This window comes from Mesorhizobium sp. P2_C7, assembly GCF_056404515.1.
Map to the genome: position 1 here is coordinate 186,806 of NZ_JBFUDW010000014.1, position 20,232 is coordinate 207,037.

General features: G+C 60.4%; 23 protein-coding genes and 2 pseudogenes. 13 read left to right on the forward strand and 12 right to left on the reverse strand.

What is annotated here, in order from left to right; all coding sequences use genetic code 11:
• Positions 1-33: 33 nt before the first annotated feature.
• The 4 genes from AC1D2G_RS26240 to AC1D2G_RS26255 form a co-directional block, all read right to left on the reverse strand.
• The gene (locus AC1D2G_RS26240; RefSeq protein WP_477303316.1) at positions 34-1,236 is read right to left on the reverse strand and encodes an MFS transporter; all 1,203 of its coding nucleotides are present in this window, start codon (positions 1,234-1,236) and stop codon (positions 34-36) included.
• A 92-nt stretch (positions 1,237-1,328) separates the two neighbouring features.
• On the reverse strand, positions 1,329-1,811 hold the full coding sequence (locus tag AC1D2G_RS26245; RefSeq protein ID WP_095080322.1) for a cupin domain-containing protein: 483 nt from the start codon (positions 1,809-1,811) through the stop codon (positions 1,329-1,331).
• A gap of 192 nt (positions 1,812-2,003) precedes the next feature.
• Positions 2,004-2,915: a LysR family transcriptional regulator gene (locus AC1D2G_RS26250; protein ID WP_477303314.1), complete on the reverse strand. Its 912-nt coding sequence runs from the start codon at positions 2,913-2,915 to the stop codon at positions 2,004-2,006.
• Between the two features lie 216 nt (positions 2,916-3,131).
• Positions 3,132-3,518 (reverse strand): hypothetical protein, encoded by a 387-nt coding sequence (locus AC1D2G_RS26255; RefSeq protein ID WP_477417632.1) that lies wholly within the window; start codon positions 3,516-3,518, stop codon positions 3,132-3,134.
• Between the two features lie 111 nt (positions 3,519-3,629).
• On the opposite strand from AC1D2G_RS26255, the gene AC1D2G_RS26260 reads away from it, so the two are divergent.
• The 10 genes from AC1D2G_RS26260 (at position 3,630) to AC1D2G_RS26305 (ending at position 10,576) form a co-directional block, all read left to right on the forward strand.
• Positions 3,630-4,481: a patatin-like phospholipase family protein gene (locus AC1D2G_RS26260; protein ID WP_477417634.1), complete on the forward strand. Its 852-nt coding sequence runs from the start codon at positions 3,630-3,632 to the stop codon at positions 4,479-4,481.
• A 231-nt stretch (positions 4,482-4,712) separates the two neighbouring features.
• A complete protein-coding gene (locus AC1D2G_RS26265) occupies positions 4,713-4,982 on the forward strand; it encodes a BufA1 family periplasmic bufferin-type metallophore (protein WP_477417635.1) in 270 nt (89 codons plus the stop codon).
• A 42-nt stretch (positions 4,983-5,024) separates the two neighbouring features.
• Complete coding sequence (gene bufB, locus AC1D2G_RS26270; protein ID WP_477417637.1) at positions 5,025-6,050, forward strand: MNIO family bufferin maturase; 1,026 nt, start codon at positions 5,025-5,027, stop codon at positions 6,048-6,050.
• Positions 6,037-6,822, forward strand: coding sequence for an HvfC/BufC family peptide modification chaperone (locus AC1D2G_RS26275; protein ID WP_477303308.1), 786 nt, complete (start codon positions 6,037-6,039; stop codon positions 6,820-6,822). Before bufB ends, AC1D2G_RS26275 begins: the two co-directional genes overlap by 14 nt.
• A gap of 11 nt (positions 6,823-6,833) precedes the next feature.
• Positions 6,834-7,310, forward strand: coding sequence for a DoxX family protein (locus AC1D2G_RS26280; protein ID WP_477417639.1), 477 nt, complete (start codon positions 6,834-6,836; stop codon positions 7,308-7,310).
• 27 nt (positions 7,311-7,337) lie between these two features.
• Entirely contained in the window at positions 7,338-8,045 is a 708-nt protein-coding gene (locus AC1D2G_RS26285; RefSeq protein ID WP_477417640.1) for an NAD(P)H-dependent oxidoreductase, read from the forward strand.
• Positions 8,046-8,305: 260 nt separating this feature from the next.
• On the forward strand, positions 8,306-9,382 hold the full coding sequence (locus AC1D2G_RS26290; protein WP_477417642.1) for a class I SAM-dependent methyltransferase: 1,077 nt from the start codon (positions 8,306-8,308) through the stop codon (positions 9,380-9,382).
• Positions 9,383-9,487: 105 nt separating this feature from the next.
• The gene (locus tag AC1D2G_RS26295; protein WP_477417644.1) at positions 9,488-9,622 is read left to right on the forward strand and encodes a hypothetical protein; all 135 of its coding nucleotides are present in this window, start codon (positions 9,488-9,490) and stop codon (positions 9,620-9,622) included.
• A gap of 47 nt (positions 9,623-9,669) precedes the next feature.
• Positions 9,670-9,876 carry a hypothetical protein gene (locus AC1D2G_RS26300; RefSeq protein WP_477417645.1) on the forward strand — a complete coding sequence of 69 codons (207 nt, stop codon included), beginning with the start codon at positions 9,670-9,672 and terminating at the stop codon, positions 9,874-9,876.
• Positions 9,877-10,225: 349 nt separating this feature from the next.
• Complete coding sequence (locus AC1D2G_RS26305; RefSeq protein ID WP_477417646.1) at positions 10,226-10,576, forward strand: hypothetical protein; 351 nt, start codon at positions 10,226-10,228, stop codon at positions 10,574-10,576.
• A gap of 701 nt (positions 10,577-11,277) precedes the next feature.
• On the opposite strand, the gene AC1D2G_RS26310 is transcribed toward AC1D2G_RS26305, so the two are convergent.
• Positions 11,278-11,652: a transposase gene (locus AC1D2G_RS26310; RefSeq protein ID WP_477417648.1), complete on the reverse strand. Its 375-nt coding sequence runs from the start codon at positions 11,650-11,652 to the stop codon at positions 11,278-11,280.
• A gap of 315 nt (positions 11,653-11,967) precedes the next feature.
• A complete protein-coding gene (locus AC1D2G_RS26315) occupies positions 11,968-12,342 on the reverse strand; it encodes a tautomerase family protein (RefSeq protein ID WP_477417650.1) in 375 nt (124 codons plus the stop codon).
• Positions 12,343-12,553: 211 nt separating this feature from the next.
• Between AC1D2G_RS26315 and AC1D2G_RS26320 the strand changes: the two genes are divergently transcribed.
• On the forward strand, positions 12,554-13,117 hold the full coding sequence (locus AC1D2G_RS26320) for a TetR/AcrR family transcriptional regulator (RefSeq protein WP_203280679.1): 564 nt from the start codon (positions 12,554-12,556) through the stop codon (positions 13,115-13,117).
• A 102-nt stretch (positions 13,118-13,219) separates the two neighbouring features.
• Here the strand turns inward: AC1D2G_RS26320 and AC1D2G_RS26325 are convergent, their stop codons facing one another.
• From AC1D2G_RS26325 to AC1D2G_RS26350, 6 genes and pseudogenes are all read right to left on the reverse strand, one after another.
• Positions 13,220-13,399 (reverse strand): hypothetical protein, encoded by a 180-nt coding sequence (locus AC1D2G_RS26325; protein ID WP_477417652.1) that lies wholly within the window; start codon positions 13,397-13,399, stop codon positions 13,220-13,222.
• A gap of 158 nt (positions 13,400-13,557) precedes the next feature.
• Entirely contained in the window at positions 13,558-14,745 is a 1,188-nt protein-coding gene (locus tag AC1D2G_RS26330) for a magnesium transporter (protein WP_477417654.1), read from the reverse strand.
• A 622-nt stretch (positions 14,746-15,367) separates the two neighbouring features.
• A complete protein-coding gene (locus tag AC1D2G_RS26335; protein ID WP_095089802.1) occupies positions 15,368-15,676 on the reverse strand; it encodes an EthD family reductase in 309 nt (102 codons plus the stop codon).
• Between the two features lie 205 nt (positions 15,677-15,881).
• Positions 15,882-16,145, reverse strand: a complete 264-nt coding sequence (locus AC1D2G_RS26340; RefSeq protein ID WP_477417656.1) for a hypothetical protein — start codon at positions 16,143-16,145, stop codon at positions 15,882-15,884.
• Between the two features lie 460 nt (positions 16,146-16,605).
• Positions 16,606-16,734, reverse strand: coding sequence for a hypothetical protein (locus AC1D2G_RS26345; RefSeq protein WP_477417672.1), 129 nt, complete (start codon positions 16,732-16,734; stop codon positions 16,606-16,608).
• Positions 16,735-16,831: 97 nt separating this feature from the next.
• Positions 16,832-17,434, reverse strand: a pseudogene (locus tag AC1D2G_RS26350) (sensor histidine kinase); the annotation flags it as partial.
• Positions 17,435-17,625: 191 nt separating this feature from the next.
• Between AC1D2G_RS26350 and AC1D2G_RS26355 the strand changes: the two are divergent.
• A pseudogene (locus tag AC1D2G_RS26355) lies at positions 17,626-17,958 on the forward strand (NAD(P)/FAD-dependent oxidoreductase); the annotation flags it as partial.
• A gap of 981 nt (positions 17,959-18,939) precedes the next feature.
• Positions 18,940-20,232: VCBS domain-containing protein (locus AC1D2G_RS26360; RefSeq protein ID WP_477417658.1), on the forward strand; the 1,293-nt coding region annotated here is incomplete at its 3' end.

Below are 20,232 nucleotides of genomic sequence, written 5' to 3' on the forward strand. Positions count from 1 at the left end.
TGAGAGCGCTTCGCGATCGACGACTTGCGATCGTCAGCCGGTTGGCGTCTTCAATGCTCGCGCGACCGCAATTGCCCCGGCGAGGACCGCGGCAAGCACGGCCACACAGGCGGTCCAGCCGACGCGGTCGTAGACCTGTCCGATGACGAAGCTGCCAGCGAGCCCGCCCGCATAGTAGGAGGCTAGGTAGATGCCGCTCGCGGCGGCGCGGTCGCGCGACGCGGTCCGGCTGACATGGCCGGTGGCGATAGCCTGCGCCAGGAAGGTGCCTATGGCGACCAGCGCCATTCCCGCAAGCACCACCGGCAGGCTGCTCACCAGAAGTAGAAGCAATCCCAGGATGGCCAATGCAAGCGTTGCGCCGATCCCGATCCCTGGCCCGAGCCCGGCAGCAACCCGCCCTGCGAGTGGTGTCGTCAGCATCGAGGGCAGGAAGACGAAATAAACCAGCCCCAGCGCCATGGGCGACAGCGACAGCGGCGCGGCGACGAGCTGGAAGTTCACATAGGTGAAGGTGCCTATGAAGACGAAGAGGATCAGGAAGCCGATGGTGAAGCAGGCACGCAACTCGACGTTCATCAACGGGCCCTTCCATGCGGTGCGGGCAGGCTCGTTCTTGGCGTCAGCGCGCATCATTGCCGATGTCTTCTGCAGGGTGAGCCAGACAAGGGCCGCGCCAATCAGATTGAGCGCGGCGAACGTGAGGAAGTTGGTGGAGATGCCAAACGTGTCGGCCACGGCGGCCGACATCAGCCGTCCGAAAAAATTGCTGGCGACATTGCCGGTCACATAGGCAGCAAGAGCACTGGTCGTTTGCCTCGATGAAAAGTGTTCGGCGAGATAGGCCATCGTCAGCGTGAACGCGGTCGACATGCACAATCCCTGGACGACACGCAGCGTGGCGAAGACCACGATGCTGTCGGTCTGCGAAAGCAACGTCGTCGGGATTGCCAGCACCGCAAGGCTGATCCAGATTCCGTTGCGCCGATCGAGGTTTCTGCCGAAAAGCGCCACGGCGATCCCGGCCACAGCCATGCCGAACGTGCTGGCGTTGACGGCAAAACCCATTGTCGCGCGGCTGACGCCGAATTTTATCACCAGCGAAGGCAGGATGGCCTGAGTGGCGAACAGATCGACAAGCGTGAGAAACGCGATCAGGGCAATCAGGCCGAAGCGCCAGCTGTCTGCGGCAACCATGCGGAGCCGCGTCGGTTCGGTGTGTTCAGTGGTAGTCATGACAGGACTCCGTAGCCGCACGTCCCCGGGCGGACCGCCTGAGGACGCGCTTCCGTCGCTGATTCCGGGATCTGTTCACCGCGATGGGCGGCTCACATCATGTGGTCGTCGTGCATCGCAGGAGGCAGGACGTCGGCGGAATAGAGCACTGCGGGAACCTTGCCGTTGTTCTTCCACCAATGGGCGAGCTGGCCGAATTCGGCTGTCACGTCGCCAGCCGGATGTTCGATGCCGACCTTGCAGGTGCTGCGATATTCGGTGATCGAGCCTTCGACGATCAGAATGTTGGCGGGACGGACATTGTGCTCATGCCACGGCACGACACCGCCCGGCTGAACGACGAGCTTGCGCAGGCGCAGCATATTGCCTTTCCACGCTTCGCCCTTGCTGCTGAGATCGATCGCCGAGAGAACCGTGTCGGTCACGCCGACCGGCTTGCTGGGGTGTTCCTGGATGTCGGTCGTGGCGGCCTGGCCGGCAGGGCAGTCCCCGGCGAAGGCCGGCGCAGCGGAAAATGCAGCGGCTGCGGACAGCAAGCCGATTGCCAACGCAAAGTTGAGTTTCTTGGTAGCCATCTAGTATTTCTCCTTTGTCGGTGCCCAAACGCGGGAGGCGGGGCATGGAATGGAGAGTGATGGGTGCGGCGAACAAAGAGAAATGCTGACTGGCTCTCAATTCGATACCCGAAAACTATGGTCGGACATCACGACGAACGAAAGGCGCACGACAGGTCCTGTCGTGCGGCGCTGGAATTTATTTGATTTGCTTCAGGCAGCGGTGCGGATCGTTTGAGCGAGGGCGCTCTCAGGCCAGCCATGCGCCTTGACGCTGTTGACGAAGGCCGATGCCGCCGGTGAAAACCTGCGCCCCGCCACGACCACCAAAGACACTTCCCGCCAGACCTCGGGGTCGATGACCGGCCTGACCTGCAAGCCAGGGATCACCGCGCTGAACTCCGGGATGAAGCAGATCCCGAGGCCGCCTGAAACCATGTTCTGGATCCAGTCCTCGCGTTCGCTCGCATAGGAGATCCTGAGCTTCACGCCACGGTCATTGCACAGGCCAGCGAGGTGATCGCGATACTCGCAGTTCAGTCGCCGCAGATAATTCTCGCCGTCGAGTTCGGAGATGGCGACATTGTCGTTGCGGGCCAACCGATGGCCGTTTGGAAAGGCCAGGACGAAGCGCTCGCGATAGAGCGGCGTGACATCGAACCGTTCCGGAAAACTGTTGCTGGACGCCATGATGGCGACGTCGATTTCTCCGGACTCGAGCAGTTGCGAAAGTGAGGTCGGCACACCTTCCACCAGCTGCAGCTGAATGCCCTGCTGGCGCCTGTTGAAATCGGCCAGCAGGCCGGTGAAGCGGCGCGGACCGATGGTGCACATGACGCCGACCTTAAGGTTGGCATTTTCCAGGCACAAGAATCTCGACGCCTCCTGTCGCACTCCGGTCAGTTCGTCGAGGATCTGTTGAAACCGGGGGCGCAGCAGCGCGCCCAGGTCGGTCAGGTGAGTGAGGTTTCGCTCGCGGCGGAACAGAAGGCCGCCGACCTCGTCTTCGAGCTGCTGGATGGCGCGCGACAACGCCGGCTGGGTGACGTTGCACTTTTCGCCGGCCCGCGTGAAATTTCGTGTCTCGCACACGGCGAGGAAATAGCGGATGTGATGAATGTCCATGCCGATTGTCCCCGTTGCGTATGGTCCTTTTTTGCTAAACCGAACCTTGCCGCAAACGACATCCTCGTTCCAATGCACCGCCGCTATGAAGTTCATAGCATATCGTCATGGGGTGACGCAGGTTGGCGCCTTTGTAGCTTTGCTGGGACATAGGAGACGATGGCGAACAACTTGAACGCCATCGCGCTCGGGTCTGATCTGGAAGCGGCGTGACGTTCAGCTGTTGCCGCCGAGCAGATGTATCTTCACGCAGAATTCTGCATGAGGCTTGCTCGGCGCTGCGTCGTTGCATTCCTTCTTCATGGCACCCTGCTTGTCCGTCGACATAGCGTCCCAGGCTGCTTTGAAGTCGGCATCCGATTTCATCGTCTTCATCGCGGCGTCTGTGCGGAAGGTGGCCGACAGGTCGCTGAAGGCGTCAGCCGAAGTCGCTCCGGCAATAGGAGCGAGGGCAATCGCCCCAGGCACGCGATTCGTATTCTCATGACTTGCTCCTTGTGTGCTGAACGCTCTCCGGCTGCCGTCTCGATGCTGGTCCGGGGCAAAATCCCGGAATCTTTGCTTGCCGACTAAATCTTGCGACGCGCGCGTGATGGCAACCAATGCAATCTGCCTATGGAGTTCATGCCACCTTGGCATTTCGCAAGCGGAAGGAGTTGCGGCAGTCTTTCCATCAAACGCCCAGTCTGGCGTTTTGGGGATGGAGACTGAAACATGCATATCCAGACCGGAACCGAAACCGACCAAGCCGTCTTTGCAAGACCTGCAGTCGATGACCGGGGGGTCGTGGACATTGTCCTGGCAAGCGACGCGCACGGCGCCTTCGTCTGGGGCGTCCTCGACCGCTTGCTTGACGACCCCAGCCTTTCCATTAGCAACATCACCGCGTCCGGCTTCGGTGCAATGGAGGCCGCCGTTCTGGCCTATGGCCTGGCCTTGGGCGGCCGGCGCGGCGCGCGGACGGCGCTCACCAACTTCTGGCGACGCGTCAGCCACGCATCGATTTTTGCCGCCGATGCCGCAAGCCCCCTGAGATCGATCCTGGAACAATCGATCGATATTGCGGTAATCCGCAACAAGGACCGCCCGCTGCAGTTGAGCATCCTGGCCTCCAATGCCCGCACCGATGCGTTGAAGATCTTCGCCGGCGATCAGTTGTCGATCGACGCGATCCTTGCGGCCGCCACGATCCCGTTCCTCTTCCCGCCGGTCGAGATCGACGGTGACAGCTATTGGGGCGACGGCGACCTTTCGGCTTTGCGGGCCCTGCAGCTAGACACCGATCATCGGCTGGTGGTCACCGGCAAGCCGGCACTGTTCACGACGCCGTGCGCGGATCGCCGCCTCGCCGCCACTCCTTGTGCGATGAAGTGCGCCCCAACGCACGCCATCTTCGACCGCCAACACCGCGCTGGCGCGGCACTGTTCACACGGCCGTGGACCGACTGGGGTGAACTGACCGACATGCGTGACCGGGGGCGCGACCGTGCTGGGGAATGGCTTTTCGCCGAGCATTCGGTCGCAGACGAGTGCTCGGCCGTCGACGGCAAAAACCGATACCTCTAGGCGCCTCCCTCCCGCCTAGCCGCGCCTGCTTCGCATACTCCCGAATGCAGGTGCCAAGCCCTCCGGTGCCCCCGCCGGAGGGCTTTTTGCGCGCAGCCGCTTCAGCATAGTGACCGCGTATCAAATCCATGCCGAGACAGCATTTCAGCTCGGCATCCGGATCGGGGACACTGCCTGCAGACAGGTCGCAAGGCCAGTCTTTCACTCGAAACGCAACCAGGAGACACGACCGTGATCAACACCAAAACCCTCATCGGATCGGCCCTTGCGGCCGCCACTTCGCTCGCCGCTACGGCGGCCTACAGCGGCCCCGCCGCCAAGCCCGGCTTCGCCTTCGAGAAATGCTACGGCGTCGTCAAGGCCGGCCAGAACGACTGCCAGACCGCGACGCATTCTTGCGCCGGCACCGCCACGGCCGACAACCAGCCGGATTCCTGGCTCTACGTGCCCGCCGGCAGTTGCGCCAAGATCACCGGCGGCAGCGACAAGCCGAGAGCCTGAACCATCCAGACCTCACGCAAACCCTTTGAAAGGAGCAGACCGATGTCCCGTGCGTTGCAGCCCCTCCCGATCCCCGCATCAGCGGGCATCGGTCTTCGCTCCCCTCACATCGGTGAAATGCTGACCCGCAGGCCTTCCGCTGGCTGGCTCGAGGTTCATGCCGAGAATTACATGGGAGACGGCGCCGGCGTCGAAGCGCTGGAACGACTGCGCCAGACCTATCCGCTGTCGGTGCACGGCGTCGGCCTGTCGCTGGGTAGCGCGCGAGGAGTGGACCCGGATCATCTGGAGCGGCTGCGCAGGGTGTGCGAGCGCTTCCAGCCCGATCTCGTTTCGGAGCATCTTGCCTGGAGCGTCGCCGACGGCGCCTACCTCAACGATCTGCTGCCGCTGCGCTATGACGAAGAGGCGCTGTCAATCGTGGCACGCAATGTCGCGACCGTCCAGGATACGCTGAAGCGGCAGGTGCTGATCGAAAATCTGTCCGCTTACGTCGCCTTTGCCGACTCTTCGATGAACGAGGCTGAATTCCTGGCCGAGCTCGTGGCGCGGACGGGCTGCGGTCTGCTGCTGGACGTCAACAACGTCCAGGTCTCGGCACACAATTTGCAATATGACGCCAAAGCCTTCATCGATGCGCTGCCGGCTGAAGCGATCGGCGAAATCCATCTTGCCGGCCATGCGACCAATCAGGTCGGAGCCGACACAGTGCTCATCGACGATCACGGCTCGCGGGTCCCGCCGGTCGTCTGGTCTCTCTATCAGCACGCCATTAGCTGGCTCGGACCCCGCCCCACCCTGATCGAATGGGATACCGACGTTCCGGTTCTCGACGTGTTGCTTGGCGAAGCCATGTGGGCCGACATGCTCACCGCTTCGATCATGTTCAACCGCAAGCAGGCTGCGAGACACGCTGAAACAGCCAAACCCCGACCGATGTCCCTCACGCGCTTCGAAAGCGGGGAGACCAGCATGCCAGTGCTGGCAGCATTCGCTGCCGCAAAAGCCGGAGCAACCATACCGGTAGCGTTGACACCAATGGAAGGAGGATACGATGTTGCCGCTTGAAAACCTGCAGACCACCATGGCGCGCTCGGTGCTTGCCATCGAACCAATGGTCTCCGCGAAAATGCTGACCGCCGGCAAGGCCGACCCATTGGCCCGCCTGCGCATCTACCAGAACAACACGCGCAGTTCGCTCACTGCGGTGTTGATGGCGGTCTTTCCCGTCACCGTGCGCCTGGTCGACGAACGCTTCTTCCGTTTCGTGGCGAGCGAATTCATCCGACGCCATCCGCCGGTGGAGACGCGGCTGTCGCGCTACGGCGCCGGCTTCCCGCGCTTCCTGAAGACGATCGACACGCTGTCCGACATGCCGATCGTCGCCGAAACGGCGCGGCTCGAATGGGCCATCGCCGAGGCGCTCGATACGGCTTCGCTGCCAGCCCGCAGCCTTGCGGACTATGACAAAATCGACCTGGGACCTTCACCCGATATCCTGCTGCAGCCATCGCTCAGGCTGATCGTTTCACACTGGTCGATTCTGTCGGTGTGGACGGCGCACCAGCGGGGCACAACAGTCGATCGGCATTGCACCTGGGCGAGACGTCCCGAACGCGTGGCGTTGTGGCGGACCGGGAACAGCGTCCGCCTAATTCTCCTCGACCGAGCAGACTTCGCCTTCCGGCATTCTCTCAAGCACGGCCTCGGCCTCGAACATGGTGCAAGCCGCGCGCTTGCGCTCGAACCGAACTTCGAACTCGTGTCCGCGCTCGTGCGTCTGTTCGCTGACGGGCTTGTCACAAACGTGCGCATCACCGTGCATTCCCTCTCAAACTGATGGAGACAGTCATGACCGCAATTTCAGATCATCCCTCGACCAGCCCGAGCGGCTTGGTCGGCCTCTGCCGGCGCATCATCAAGCTGCCCGAACGCATTCCATTTTCGCTGATCCAGCTTGCGGCCCGTGTCGCGGTCGGACATGTCTTCTGGCAATCCGCGCAGTCGAAACTGGCATCCTGGCCGGTCACGCTGCAACTATTTGCCAATGAATACAATCTGCCGTTCATCGATCCGTCGATCGCGGCGCCGCTCGCGACGGCCGCAGAACTCACGGGCTCGGTGTTGATTTTCCTCGGGCTGTTTTCGCGCCTTGCAGCGCTGATGCTGCTCGGCGTCGTGTCTGTCATCCAGATCTTCGTTTATCCGGAAAACTGGGCAGAGCACCTGCTGTGGGCGTCGCTGCTGCTGCTTGTGCTGACGCGCGGGGCTGGCGTCTTCTCGCTTGACCATATCGCCGAGCGGACCTTTTCGGCATTGAGAAAATGAACATTTCGATCGAGTGGGAACAGCACGGTGCGCATCTTCATCGTTCACGCCCACCCCGAGCCCAACAGCTTCAATGGCGCCCTGACCAGCGCGGCGCAGGGGGCGTTGTCTGCTGCGGGACACGAGGTCGTTGTTTCCGATCTCTACGCCATGGGCTTCAATCCAGTATCAGATCGCCGCAACTTCACGACCGTGCGCGACGCGACCTACTACCGCCAGCAGGCTGAGGAGGCGAATGCGGCCGCCCACGACGGATTTGCTCCAGACATCCAGGCGGAGATGGACAAGCTTTTCTGGTGCGACGTCTTGATCCTGCAGTTTCCGCTCTGGTGGTTCGGGCTGCCGGCGATCCTCAAGGGCTGGGTTGACCGAGTGTTCGCGTCGGGTGGCAAGATCTATGGTGGCGGCAAATGGTATGATCGCGGCGTCTTCGCGGGAAAGCGCGCGATGTGTTCCGTCACAATCGGCGGACCGCCGCCGATCTATTCGAGCCGAGGACTGAACGGCCCGATCGACGCAATCCTGTTCCCGATCAACCACGGCATGCTCTACTTTGTCGGCTTCACGGTGATCGAGCCGTGCCTTGTGCACACACCAGCGCGCGTCAGCGACGGCGAACGCCGGGCCTGCCTCGATCGTTACCGTGAACGCGTCCTCAGCCTCGCGCATGCCCCCACTATCGCTTATCCGAAGCTCGCGGACTTCGACGACGCCCATGTCTTGAAATCGGCGTGAGAGAAGCACTGTTCAGCTTACTGGTCCGGACGCCACACGCCGACCGCGGTTCCTGAGCTAGCAGGTTTGCTCTGATGCACCGACGATTTGAGGTCCTGCTCTCGCTGAGAATTTCCAGGCAGCGATCACGTTGCTGTGAAGTTGTAACAGTCGGTCGCCACGGGGCGAACAATGGACTGTTACGGCGAGGCCATCCTGGTGACGGGAGCAGGCTTGTCGCCCGTGGCGAGTGTTTGGGATCGAGCTGGAGGAGAAAGCCGATGCTGGAGCGCAACAAGGACAATCAGCCCAATCAGGAAAAACTGGAAGCGCTGCTGGGAAAGATGGTCGGCGATCTCGGCGCCATCACCACCGGAGCGGCGGTACTGCTGGGAGACAGGCTTGGCCTGTTCTCGGCCATGAGCGAGGGCGGCAAGATGACCGCCGGTCAGCTCGCCAAAAGGACCGGCACGCAGGAACGGCTGGTCCGCGAATGGCTCTCGGCGCAGGCGGCAGCCGGCTATGTCGAATATGACGAGGCCGGCGACAGCTTCTACCTCAGCCCCGAGCAGGAGCAGGTCTTCGTCAACGAGGACAGCCCGGCCTTCATGGCCGGCGCGTTCGAGGTGGTCTCGACGCTGTGGCTGGATGAGGAGAAGGTCAGACAGGCCTTCCGCTCCGGCAGGGGGCTCGGCTGGCACGATCACAGCGCTTGCCTGTTCCGCGGCACCGAACGTTTCTTCCGGCCGGGCTACAACGCCAATCTGATCGGCTCCTGGCTGCCGGCGCTCGACGGTGTCGTCGAGAAGCTGGAGCGCGGCATAGACGTCGCCGATGTCGGATGCGGCCACGGCGCCTCGACCGTGCTGATGGCCAAGGCCTTCCCGAACTCGCGCTTCACCGGCTTCGACTATCACGCCCCGTCGATCGAGCGCGCCCGGGCCGCGGCGAAGGAGGCCGGCGTTGCCGGCAACACCAGCTTCGAGGTGGCGCCGGCCAAGGATTTCCCCGGCACCTATGATCTTGTCGCCTTCTTCGACTGCCTGCACGACATGGGCGATCCGGAAGGCGCGGCCAAACATGTGCACAAGGCACTGAAGCCGGACGGCACCTGGATGATCGTCGAGCCCTTCGCCAACGACCAGCTTTCGGCGAACCTCAATCCGGTCGGCCGCATCTACTACGCCGCCTCGACCTTCATCTGCACGCCTGCCTCGCTGTCGCAGGAGGTTGGGCTGGGGCTCGGCGCACAGGCCGGCGAGGCAAGGCTGCGCAAGGTCGTATCCGGCGGCGGGTTCAAGCGGTTCCGCCGCGCCACCGAGACACCGTTCAATATGGTCCTCGAGGCACGCCGTTAAGGTGATGCGCACAAGAAGGCGACCCTCGACGTCAAGGGCTTTTGCAAGGGCGCACTCGTCAAGACCGGAGACCGGACCTTCTGCGTCGTCGGTGAATGGAACGACATGCACAGCCTAGCGGCGGCACGACCGCAGATGATCGGTTTGCTGGATACGATGCGCGGCATGCTGGAGGATCTCGGCGGCGACCTCGGCGTGACCGATCCCGTCTCGGGAACCGTCGTTGCCGACATCGGGTGAAGCGGCGGAGCCAAAAACCGAACGCTGCCGCAACCGAACGTCCGGCAATGCGCCTCGATCTCGGCACACGCAATGTCTACTTTAAGTTAGCGGGCAAGTCGGCCGTCGCAACCGGCCTGAGGCGCGAAGCAGACCAGCCTTTGCGCACGCCGTTCTACGCTGTTTCTCCCTTTTTGAAAAATCTTTACTTCATAGGGCATATGGGCGCAGATCGGACTTGCCAGATCGGAGATGGAGAATGCCAGTTCAGCTGAAGTGAGATACGGACACGAAAACAATTTTCGACAGCGAAAGTCGTCACCGAAACTACGCTAACGGCGCTGTTTGTACCCCTCACTCCCACTCAATTGTTTTTGGCCCAGCTAGGTCATTGATCTAGCTGGCCTTTTTCTTTTTTGCCGCGCCGAAAACCGACGCATGGTCCGTCAAAAAGCCATGCTTTTGATTTTAAAGGGAAATTCGCCGCCAAAAATATTTTGAGGTTTCAGCATCAATCGGAGTCAATCGCGCTTTTCGGTCGACTTCAGGTGCCGATATGTCCTCGTCGCCAGAAACTGAAAAGTACCGTCACGCCTTTGCTGGGGAATCCGTCGATTGCCTCACTTGGCCGCCGACAACACAACATTACCGACAATGCGCTCGAGGGATTTTAGGCTTCACGCTTTCCTCATGATGCAATTTGCAATAGGGAAATTCAAGTCCGCAAGTCTACAAGAGAGCGATGTCATGAGGGGGCACTCGGCCACCACTCGTCCGGTTACGGTGGACCGGATCGGGCGGGCACTTGACCGTGTTGCAGAGATCATCGTTGCGCGCGGTGACCAAGGCGAGGCATGGCTTCCGCTCTATGATTACCTGGAACGGGCGATGCGGGATCTTCAGGCAAAGGAGGAACGCCTCGCCGAAGTGCGCGAGCGTGTCAAACGATTGCGGGCTAAAGCACGTACTTCATAGGTTCTTCTCACCACATCGCCACGATCCCGCGGATCGTCTATGTTCACCAACGCAATAGACGTGAAGACCTTCTAGTGATTCAGTTGGCTGGGACCGCCATGCTGCTAGTGCTGTTGTTTTTGTTTGTTTTTTTCTATTCTGACAGCGAATTTGTATCACAATAGGTAGCACAATTTTTGACCACAGGTTGCCGCAGCCCTGCCGAGCCAGGCGCTAAATGGTGGCATCCTCATTCAATGTCGACTCGCCTCGTAATCATGCTTCCTTCAGCCGCGCCTGGGTGTCGAGGATCAACGCCACGCCGTGGCGCGACGATCGATAACCGCGTCATATGGTTCCGTGACGCCATAAAGTCGACTTTAACCCCAATGCCTCCTTTGCGAACATACGCGGCCCTTCGGCGCCATGTTCCAGAATGACCGCAATGGGCCGCAAGCAGACTGGCAGCTTTCGAGTATCCAGTTGGCAAAAGCAGCCACTCACGCACCGAGCGCCGCTGATCGGATCGAGGGTGTTTTCGGCATCACAGCCCCGCCAACCGGTGTTATGCTACCTTTCGCCGCGAGGCTTGAGCTTACGCGATGAGGTGAGGTGAAGAGAGGAGAGGAGGAGGATATGGCAGCGACGGAGCTTCAAGACCGCAGTGGTATGCCGATTGGCGCCGATCTTATCGATGAGTTCGCTTTCGGGTTGGCTGGACACTAAATCCGGCCCGCTGATGCCGAATACGACGAGGCACGCCGTATTTGGAACGCGGCAATGGTCCGGTAGTCCGGCGCCAGCCGGCGCATCAACCACAACGCTTCGAGGTCCCGAACGCAAGCGCGCTCAAGATGCCGCGATGATCGGACTTGGTTGAGATAGCCCCAAATGTAAAGGCGGAGCATGTCGCCAGGCTGGAATCCTGGCCTGCCAGTCGCCGCCGCGACTGCCCGGTTGAAGCCCAGGTCGGCCAGGTCCAGGCTGGCGACGAATGCATCGACGACACGGACGAGGGCGTCTGGCGCGACGTAGTCGTCGACGCACGCTGGCAGCAGGCTGATCTGATCTCGGCTATCGCCTTCGATGAAGCGCACCGTCCGCCTCCATCCATTTTAACATGCTGATTCTACGGTGATTTACTGGATTTTGCGAAGTTCTTGGGGCGTCTCTGGGTCTCGCCACCCTTGACGGGGAGCCTCGCGAAGGTCCGGTTCGCGGAAGGGCTGCGCCCTTCGCTAACGACCCGAACCGGCCATGAGAACCCTGCCCAAAACCTGCGGCTGGGAAGTCTCTGCGTAGGCTTTGCCCACCCGGCGGCCCCCATGCACCAAGGCGTGTGAACGCGAGCCTCCTGTTGGAATGACGGAGGCTTTGCCTCCGCCTCACCGTTACAGTTCAGATTCAGCCATTCACCAGGGCTGGCCGTCGCCAAACGACCAGTCCTCTTTGTCCACGAAGACCATGTTGATCATGATGTCGTCTGCACGGATGGCCAGCTTGGTTTTCAGCTCGTCGGCGATGAACCGGTAGAAGGCGAACTTAATGTCTCTCTCGTTTCCGACGGTGCTGGTTACCTGGATCAGCATGAAGTCGGGGGACCGACTGAAGCCGAGGAATTTGGGATCATAAATTAGGTTTTCGGCGGTGTGTTCGCCGACAACCACGAAGCGGTCACCGTCGGGCGCCTTGAGGATATCGATGATGCCCCTGTAAACGATGTCGGCCACTGCGGCGCGGTACTCGGGGGTTTTGCCTTGGATCAGATCGATGCGTGCGAACGGCATTGTAGCCTCCTTCAGGTTGGGTTTCGGATTAAGCGGTCGAGGAGTGAGTGTTCAGACCCAAGAGTTTCAACTTGTCGGTCATCGGATGTCTCGCTTTCAACTAGCTCGCCACCTGCCTGTCAGATGACAGGTATCCAACTAACACCCGAAGCTTGCAACGTCAACCCCTGTCTGCCATATGACAGATGAGGTGTGAAAAATGGCGGCGACGATGAAAGAGAATGCGAGGGAAGCGATCCTTCTGGCCGCGCGGGAAGCGGCGATGGCGTACGGCTACGGTGGGATAAACTTCCGCGATCTTGCGGAAACCGTCGGCATCAAGGCCGCCAGCATCAATTACTATTTCCCAAACAAAGCCTCCCTCGGCGAGGCAGTCGCGAAGCGCTATTGGGAAGACATTGCCGCTGACCTGGACGCCATCTCAGCGGAAGCTCGAGATCCGATCGACGCCTTGCGCCGCTATCCGAGCGTCTTCCGAGCGTCGCTCGAGCGCGATAATCGCATTTGCCTGGCCAGCTTTATGGCAACCGAACACGCCGAACTGCCCGAAGCGGTCTTGAAAGAAGTGCAGACCTTTGCCGACGTCAATGTCGCTTGGTTGAGTCGGCATCTCACCGCTGCGGGAATTGTCGGGCCCGACGAAAGCGAACCAAGGGCTCGCGCGATCTATGCCGCCGTAGCTGGCGCTCAAATAATCGCTCGGAGTCGGTCGGACATCTCAGTCTTCGACGGATTGATCGAGAGCTACCGCGCAGCGGGGCCGCTCCCGAGATAGATACTGCGCAGAACTTGCGACGTCCGTTTTCAGGGGCTGCAGTTAGCAGACCGAAAGACTTAAAGTGGTCGGGAGGTGCCGCAGATAATTCCGTCGTAGAGATTAGTTTTCGCACAGCCTGTGCTGCAATGCCCCAATCGTCGGTACCACGAATCTGGTGGCGAAAGCGGTTGGCGCACCGATGCGCAGAAGGCCGCGAGGCCGCGCGCGCCGCTCGCTGGCTTCAAGCCGCGCTTCGGCGATCTCGGCCACTGCTGGCCTCACCCGGTCATAGAATGCCATTACCGCTTCCGTGACGGCGGAGCGCCGCGTCGTGCGCCTTGGCCAGAAGTGAAACGAGACATCGATGCAGCTTTCGTCGTCAAACGAACTCGGTGGCGCTGAGCATCTCCGATCAATCTGTAGAGGAGGGCCGGACGTCAGATTTCCGACTGACCTTGCTACAGCACCAGCACGGTGGCCAGCCCCAGCATCAGGCCCATGCCTACAATATCGGTCAAGGTGGTGAGGAAGATCGCCGAAGCGACCGCCGGGTCGGCGCCGACCCGGCGCAGGCCCAACGGGATCAGCACGCCGGAGATTCCGGAGATGAGGCACGATCCGGACATTGCAAGCAGGATCACAAGTGCCAACATGGGCGCTTGGGCCGCCGACTCCGGTTGCCTCGAGGCGTAGAACCACATCGCCGCAGCAGCAAGAAGGCCGACGAGCAAGCCGTTGGCGATCCCTAGCGCGCCCTCTCTCATCACCAAGTGCAGCTTCGGTCGTTTGTCCACATCCCCTAGGGCAAGGCCACGCAGCGTCATAGCCAGTGCCTGGCAGCCGGTGTTTCCGCTCTGCCCGGCCAAGACCGGGAGGAACGCCGCCAGGGCGACGATCTTCTCGATCGTGCCGGTGAACGAACTGACCACGAATGCGGCCAGGAAGGCCGTCAGGAGGTTCAACTGCAGCCACGGATGACGCTTCAAGAAGGCTGAAAATATCGGCGTAAAAGAGCGCTCCTCCTTCTGGACACCTACCATCTGGCCAGACTGGGCGGAAACCTCGATGATTTGCTGCTCGAACAAGCGCCAACCGCGAACCTGCCCGAGCAGCCGGTTCTCCGCGTCCACCACCGGGTAGACAGGGTAGTGACGCCGGACCGCTGCCTCGCATGCGTTGCTCAAAGGGAGATCGACCTTGAGAGCAAACGGCCTGGGCAGCATGATCTGATCGACAATGGCGGCTGGTTCGCTCAGCATCAGATCGCGTAGGACCACAAGGCCAACCAGTTTATTGCCCTCGTCCGTGATGTAGAGATAAGTGAGCTCGGTCGGCACCTGGGCGCGTCTGACAGCTTCAACCGCGGCAGCAACGGTCGTCCCGACAGGAACGCTGGCGGAAATCGGGGCCATCAACTCGATGAGCGACTCGGGCATCGCGACAACCTCGCCACCGCCATGAGATCCGATGGGCCGCATATGCAGTGGCAAATGCTCGGCCACCTTTCGGGCGTGCCCGTCCGGCAACAGCTTTAGTGTGTCGCGGATGAACTCGGGAGACTCTCTGGCGAGCAATTCAGCTGCGTCATCAGGTGCTCGGGCACGCAGCGTGCGCACCAAGTTCTGAACGCCGGTCTCTTCTTTCATTTGCTATAGCCCCCAATTGAAGGTCACATAATATGTAAAGTATCGGATCGCACCAGAGTGGAAGTACCCCAGCTTCTTCCGGCGCCAGCAGTCCGCCTTGTTCTCCGAAGTTATTGCGGCCTAATATAAGTTGACGTACGCCGACTACACCAGCGTCGACCCAGCAGACGCCATCTCACCTGGGGTGATCCGGACCGGCCCGGAATTCTTGCCTGAGCGATCAATGGCCGTCCTGGAGATGCATGTGGGCAACATCTTGCAGCCGGCTTCAATTCAATCTCTGCCAATAGCGGGTTGGAGGGTCTGATATCGTTGCGCATGGAGAGCTACGGCGCGGTCACTGTGATGTCTGCTTTTTGGAAAGCGGCTGCTAATATCTCAATGACCGAGATGAGGCGCATTGCTGACCGGCAGATTTGGGGCCGGAAGTTGACGATCTGCTTTTGGTGCTGACTCGTCCGAAAGCAGCCGTTACGCTACCGACCTCAACCTCACCGTAGCCACCGCTCCAACCTGTCGGACGAGTGGAGGTCTGCGCTACTCTTGGTCCTGTCGTTCGGACGCATCCACCTTCACGTCACTGCGATAACGGATAAACCTCTCGAAGGTGGGTAGGCGAGGCTCAGACTTCCCTAGTCTCGAAGAGCAAAAGCTCCACTCCGCCGTCTGCGAAATTGCCAAGATCGGCCGCCGTGGCCTGCCCCTCGGGAGAGGCAAACGCGGCTTGAATGTCCGCAACGGAACCGAAGTGGAGGATAGCCACAAGATGATAGCCTGAGGGCCCACCTGGGGAATGGACGCCGCCATCGCTGATCTCGTATTTCCTCAAGCCGGGAATCGTTTTGGCCAGCGGAATGTGGGTCGAAAAATAGTAACGGTCGAATGCGGTCAGGTCTTTCGGCGTCTTGTAGAGTGCGACAAGTCTGGCCATACGTCCCCCTTTTTGAAACGACCCCCACCGCCGGCTATTTGCTGCAAAGAGTACCCTGCAGCGAAAGCGCTGGCAAATGGTGGCGACCCTCAATCTGAGACGGTCAAACTGCAGATTACATGGGCGAATGTTTGGAAGAAGTGGGCAAATCATATGGGTCAAGGCAGAATCGTTAGGCCCGACACCACCAGTCCATCATCGGCTCCTATTGGGCGCCGGGGGATGAAACACCACCATCTCGACGAAGCGGCTGAACAGGATTGACAGGCTCCGGTTTTACGTCGGTGCCTTTCGCCGATCGCTTATAGAAAAGTCCTAGTGTCAGCAGGAAATATCCAACCTGCAATGCAATCAGCGTCAGGACAGCCCAAACGAGCGCCGTCCACATGGAAGCGGTTTCTATACCAGCCCAGATCGCCACGACGAACGACGTCCCGAACATGCCCACTAGAAATTGGGGAAAATACATAGTTGCAGCACCCAAAGTTTTGGCGATTTTTGAGGGGCTTTCGAATTCGCGGTTAAAGAGCCCACCGCTCCATTTGCGAAGCGGCGGGGCCCCCCAAAGTTTACCCCCCGAATGCCGGGGTCACGACCCCGGTATTGCTGAGAATGCAATTGCGCTGCCAGACTTATTGACCCATTACGGGACATCTATGCCAATGACGCAAGACCGGATTTCCGAATTATATTAACTGTGGCTAATGTATCACCCTTGGTAGGGGACAGAGTCGCGGCTACGCCAAGAAACATGGTTCCAGCAAACAGCAGGCCGGCCGCTGGCACGCCGCGTTGGATGGCGAACGTCATCACGAAAAGTGTTATCGGACAGGGAACAGTCTGCCGTCACGCCGACCGCCTCGCCCTCGCGCTTGTGGTGATATCGTTCCGTATGGTTCCGAGACCACCTTAAAGTCGAAGGAACGCCTTCACTGCGCGGGCGAGCCGTCCGCTCGCGCCGGCGCCGCGGGCAACCGCAAGATTACGGTTGTGCCTGACCCGAGCGCGCTGTCGATTTCGACACTGCCGTCGTACTGCTCGGCGAAATGCTTCACCATCGGCAAGCCGATACCGCCCAGGCCCTGGCACTTCGTGGTGAAGGAAAGGATCGAAGGCGCGAGCCATGGTTTCCTGGGTCATGCCGATACCGGCGTCTGCGACGCGGAGCTCGACAAGGGCGCCATGGCCTTTATCCGCCAATGCGGCGTCTATCGAGATCGAGCCGCCCTCGGGCATCGCGTCGCGCGCATTGAGCACGAGATTCAGGACCGCGTTCTGCAGGCCCAAACGATCGCATATCGCGGGAGGCAAATCGGATCCGACACGGACCTCGAGCCGGATCTGCAGCTCCCATGCGCTTCGGATGAGAGTTTCGACCTCAGCCAGGCAGCTGCTCAAGTCCGTGTGTTCGATTTCTCTGGGAGCCTCCAAGGCTCTGCCCATTGTATCTCGGACGAGCGCGCCAGCGCGTTGCAGCGCCGTCCTGGCACTCGCGATCACGGGCTCAAGGGCCGGAGCCGTTGAGATGCTCGGGTCCCGCGCAACGCGGTTCAGCGCGGAAGACGCGACCTGGATGAGATTGCCCAGGTCATGAACGATGCCGGCGGTCGGCTGCTCAGTACGGCGGGCGTGCAGGGCAACTTCGGCCTTCCTATCAAAGTCATTGTCGCCAATCGTGCCTGGTCTTGCTTCTGCGGGTGACAATTGACGTCCCTCCAATCCCCGGGCGCGAAACTGCTGTGGTCGTGCCGAAAACATTATGTGGGCAGGCACCCACGGTCGATTTGGGTCGAGGATCAGGACGACGCGTCGCAGCCGGATAGGATGGCCTACCGCAAGCTCCCCGGGAGGCGGCTCGATGTGTGTGGGAGGATCGACCAGCTACGCCGATGGTCCGTTCGACCAATGCACCGGCACTGCCCCTCGTCCCATACTGACTAGAATCCCCCCGTCTGGCGGTGGACCTGGATCCCGGCCATGCGACCGCCGACCCCACGCGCCTGCCGGTGCAGTTGCGCGCCGTCGCGCGGCTGCTGCCGGCAATCGTGCATGTCGCCGTCATCCGCACCTGGTCCGGTTGCGAGGGCTATGTGCGGGACATGCTTCCGGTCATGGGACGCTCAACGACGACGCCAGGCCTGTTCCACGCCTTCGGCTTCAGTGGACACGGTTTCCAGCTTGGTCCGGGTGTGGGCGACGCGATGGCCGAACTAATCATGACCGACCGTTGCGAAACGCCGCTCCACGATTTCAGGGTCGATCGCTTCGCCCGCGCTGCCTGAAGGAGCAGCAGCAGCCTAAAGAGCACAGACGGGCTCGCACCGCGTTGTGATCAGACTTGTCCTTTGCGATCGTGCTGCCACTTTCCCGCGCGAGCGCCGGCTCCCCTGCTGATGCATTTGGCTGTTAACTGTACCTCTTTTTGGATGTTGACGCCTACTCTTCGTTAGCGTTAAGAATGCGCTAATATAAGTGTTGCCTAAAACAAGACCTGACCGGGTAATCAGGAAATGGCGACGCCGTAGGGGCTAAAGGGGAACGCAGCGCGGCCAGAATAGTCGTCGCAGCTATCATTGTTTGGCCAAGGACTGTCTGTGGACCGCCATGTTGATAACTGGCCGTTCGAGGACTTATGCGCTGACAATAGACGTTTGTTAAAACTAGCATATCGATCGTTCAACACGTTTAAATGGAGAGTAGATAGCCGTCGGATGCGGCACACAAATAGATGTTGGGGCATCTGTTTTGTGCTGGTGTAGAGTAAAGGGGGTGGGGTTTAATGGCTTCTTGTCAAAGCACAGATGCCAACGCAACTGCGACATCGTTTCCAAATACTCCGCTAACCGGAGACGATCCCTGCGGCCTTGCCGAAAATACGACCATCTTCACTTCCACGCCGCAGGCCGCTGTTTCTGTCGATCCGTTGAGCAATGCAGCCGGGATCGGACTTTGCCCTATCGATGATTGGTTTCCAGCCTCGGCCGACACAAAGAGACCCGGGCGCGCCGATTGTAAGGTTTCAGCCGACATCGGGTATTCGGCGGGCTCGCCAGCGTGGGCCTTTGGTGTCGGTACAAATGTCATTGCCCTGAACGCGAACTCATTGGTCCTGGCGCTCTCGCCCGGGATCAACCCGTTTGTTGTTGGCGAAGGCGAACTTGCTTGCACAGCTTCACAATTTTTGAGCGACCCCGCCACAAGTGGCAGGTCGACGTCGGCAGTTCTTGACCGACAAGAACAACGAGCGAAATAGGGGTTAGGACATGGCAACGACCATTGGCACGATCGGCAACGACAATCTGGTCGGCGGTAGCGGAGACGACGTGCTTTTGGGGGGCGCTGGAAGCGACCGCCTGAATGGCGGGTCAGGCGCCGATACGCTCGATGGAGGCAGTGGTTTCGATACTGTCTTGGGCGGATCCGGGGCGGACACGCTTATCTATCGAGCGTGGGAAAATCAGTACAAGATTGGCAGCCAATTCTACGGCACGGGGATAACGGCCGGACAAACAGCCTTTTCCGGCTACGACGTCTACGACGGCGGCAACGGCAATGCTGCGAAAGGCACTGCCGAGATCGATACGCTCGTTATCTATCTAAGCAATGACCAACTCTCCAATGCGTCGTTCATGGCGGCGTTTAACGGTGAGATTGCTCAGTTTCGTGCCTTTATTGCCGCAAACTCGAACTCGAATACTGGCCAGGCAGGTCAAGCAGAATTTACATTCACTTCGATCAATCTCAAAGTCTCCGCGATCGAGCAAGTGTCGGTCAGTCTCGATCCAACTTCGCCCGTCGGCTTCAACGATACCAACGCTGCCGACCAGGTGCGCGAGGCCGGCGTTGGCCCTGGGAATGCCCTCCTTGGGGGTGACGCCGCAGCGGCAGGTAATGTGCTGACCAATGACACGGATTCCGACGACGGCCAGGCGTCGCTGGTCGTGTCGGCGGTCCGGACAGGTGCAGAAACCGAATCAGGAAGTGCCGGCACGGTCGGATCTGCATTGGTGGGCACCTATGGTTCACTGACCTTGAATGCCAACGGCACCTATACCTACGCCCTCAATAATAGCGACGTGGACACCAATGCGCTGGCGAACGGGGTCACCGTCACAGAGGTGTTTACATACACCGTCCGTGACCCGCACGGGCTTACGGATACTGCGCAGCTGACCATCACCGTCACCGGGACCAACGACGGCCCGATCGCCGTCGCCGACACCAATGTTGGCGATGCGGTCACCGAGGCCGGTGTCAACCCCGGCAACACGCCGTTCGCAGGCGACGCCTCCGCCATCGGCAACGTCCTGACCAACGACACCGACGTCGACAGTGGCGACAGCAAGACGGTTTCGGCCGTCAACGGCGGCGCCGGCAATGTCGGCTTGGCAGTGGTTGGGACCTACGGCTCGGTCACCATCGGGTCGGATGGCAGCTACACCTATACGCTCAACAATGCCGATGCCGATACCAATGCACTGGCCCAGGGCGCGACGGCGACGGATCAGTTTACGTACACGGTCAAGGATGCCAACGGGGCTACCTCCTCGACCACG

What these genes read in the sequence shown, in the direction of transcription:
- AC1D2G_RS26240 (WP_477303316.1), bottom strand. Translation starts at nt 1,236, where the DNA reads ATGACTACCACTGAACACACCGAACCGACGCGGCTCCGCATGGTTGCC.
- AC1D2G_RS26245 (WP_095080322.1), bottom strand. Translation starts at nt 1,811, where the DNA reads ATGGCTACCAAGAAACTCAACTTTGCGTTGGCAATCGGCTTGCTGTCC.
- AC1D2G_RS26250 (WP_477303314.1), bottom strand. Translation starts at nt 2,915, where the DNA reads ATGGACATTCATCACATCCGCTATTTCCTCGCCGTGTGCGAGACACGA.
- AC1D2G_RS26260 (WP_477417634.1), top strand. Translation starts at nt 3,630, where the DNA reads ATGCATATCCAGACCGGAACCGAAACCGACCAAGCCGTCTTTGCAAGA.
- bufB (WP_477417637.1), top strand. Translation starts at nt 5,025, where the DNA reads ATGTCCCGTGCGTTGCAGCCCCTCCCGATCCCCGCATCAGCGGGCATC.
- AC1D2G_RS26275 (WP_477303308.1), top strand. Translation starts at nt 6,037, where the DNA reads ATGTTGCCGCTTGAAAACCTGCAGACCACCATGGCGCGCTCGGTGCTT.
- AC1D2G_RS26280 (WP_477417639.1), top strand. Translation starts at nt 6,834, where the DNA reads ATGACCGCAATTTCAGATCATCCCTCGACCAGCCCGAGCGGCTTGGTC.
- AC1D2G_RS26290 (WP_477417642.1), top strand. Translation starts at nt 8,306, where the DNA reads ATGCTGGAGCGCAACAAGGACAATCAGCCCAATCAGGAAAAACTGGAA.
- AC1D2G_RS26295 (WP_477417644.1), top strand. Translation starts at nt 9,488, where the DNA reads ATGCACAGCCTAGCGGCGGCACGACCGCAGATGATCGGTTTGCTGGAT.
- AC1D2G_RS26300 (WP_477417645.1), top strand. Translation starts at nt 9,670, where the DNA reads ATGCGCCTCGATCTCGGCACACGCAATGTCTACTTTAAGTTAGCGGGC.
- AC1D2G_RS26315 (WP_477417650.1), bottom strand. Translation starts at nt 12,342, where the DNA reads ATGCCGTTCGCACGCATCGATCTGATCCAAGGCAAAACCCCCGAGTAC.
- AC1D2G_RS26320 (WP_203280679.1), top strand. Translation starts at nt 12,554, where the DNA reads ATGAAAGAGAATGCGAGGGAAGCGATCCTTCTGGCCGCGCGGGAAGCG.
- AC1D2G_RS26325 (WP_477417652.1), bottom strand. Translation starts at nt 13,399, where the DNA reads ATGGCATTCTATGACCGGGTGAGGCCAGCAGTGGCCGAGATCGCCGAA.
- AC1D2G_RS26330 (WP_477417654.1), bottom strand. Translation starts at nt 14,745, where the DNA reads ATGAAAGAAGAGACCGGCGTTCAGAACTTGGTGCGCACGCTGCGTGCC.
- AC1D2G_RS26335 (WP_095089802.1), bottom strand. Translation starts at nt 15,676, where the DNA reads ATGGCCAGACTTGTCGCACTCTACAAGACGCCGAAAGACCTGACCGCA.
- AC1D2G_RS26340 (WP_477417656.1), bottom strand. Translation starts at nt 16,145, where the DNA reads ATGTATTTTCCCCAATTTCTAGTGGGCATGTTCGGGACGTCGTTCGTC.
- AC1D2G_RS26345 (WP_477417672.1), bottom strand. Translation starts at nt 16,734, where the DNA reads ATGGTGAAGCATTTCGCCGAGCAGTACGACGGCAGTGTCGAAATCGAC.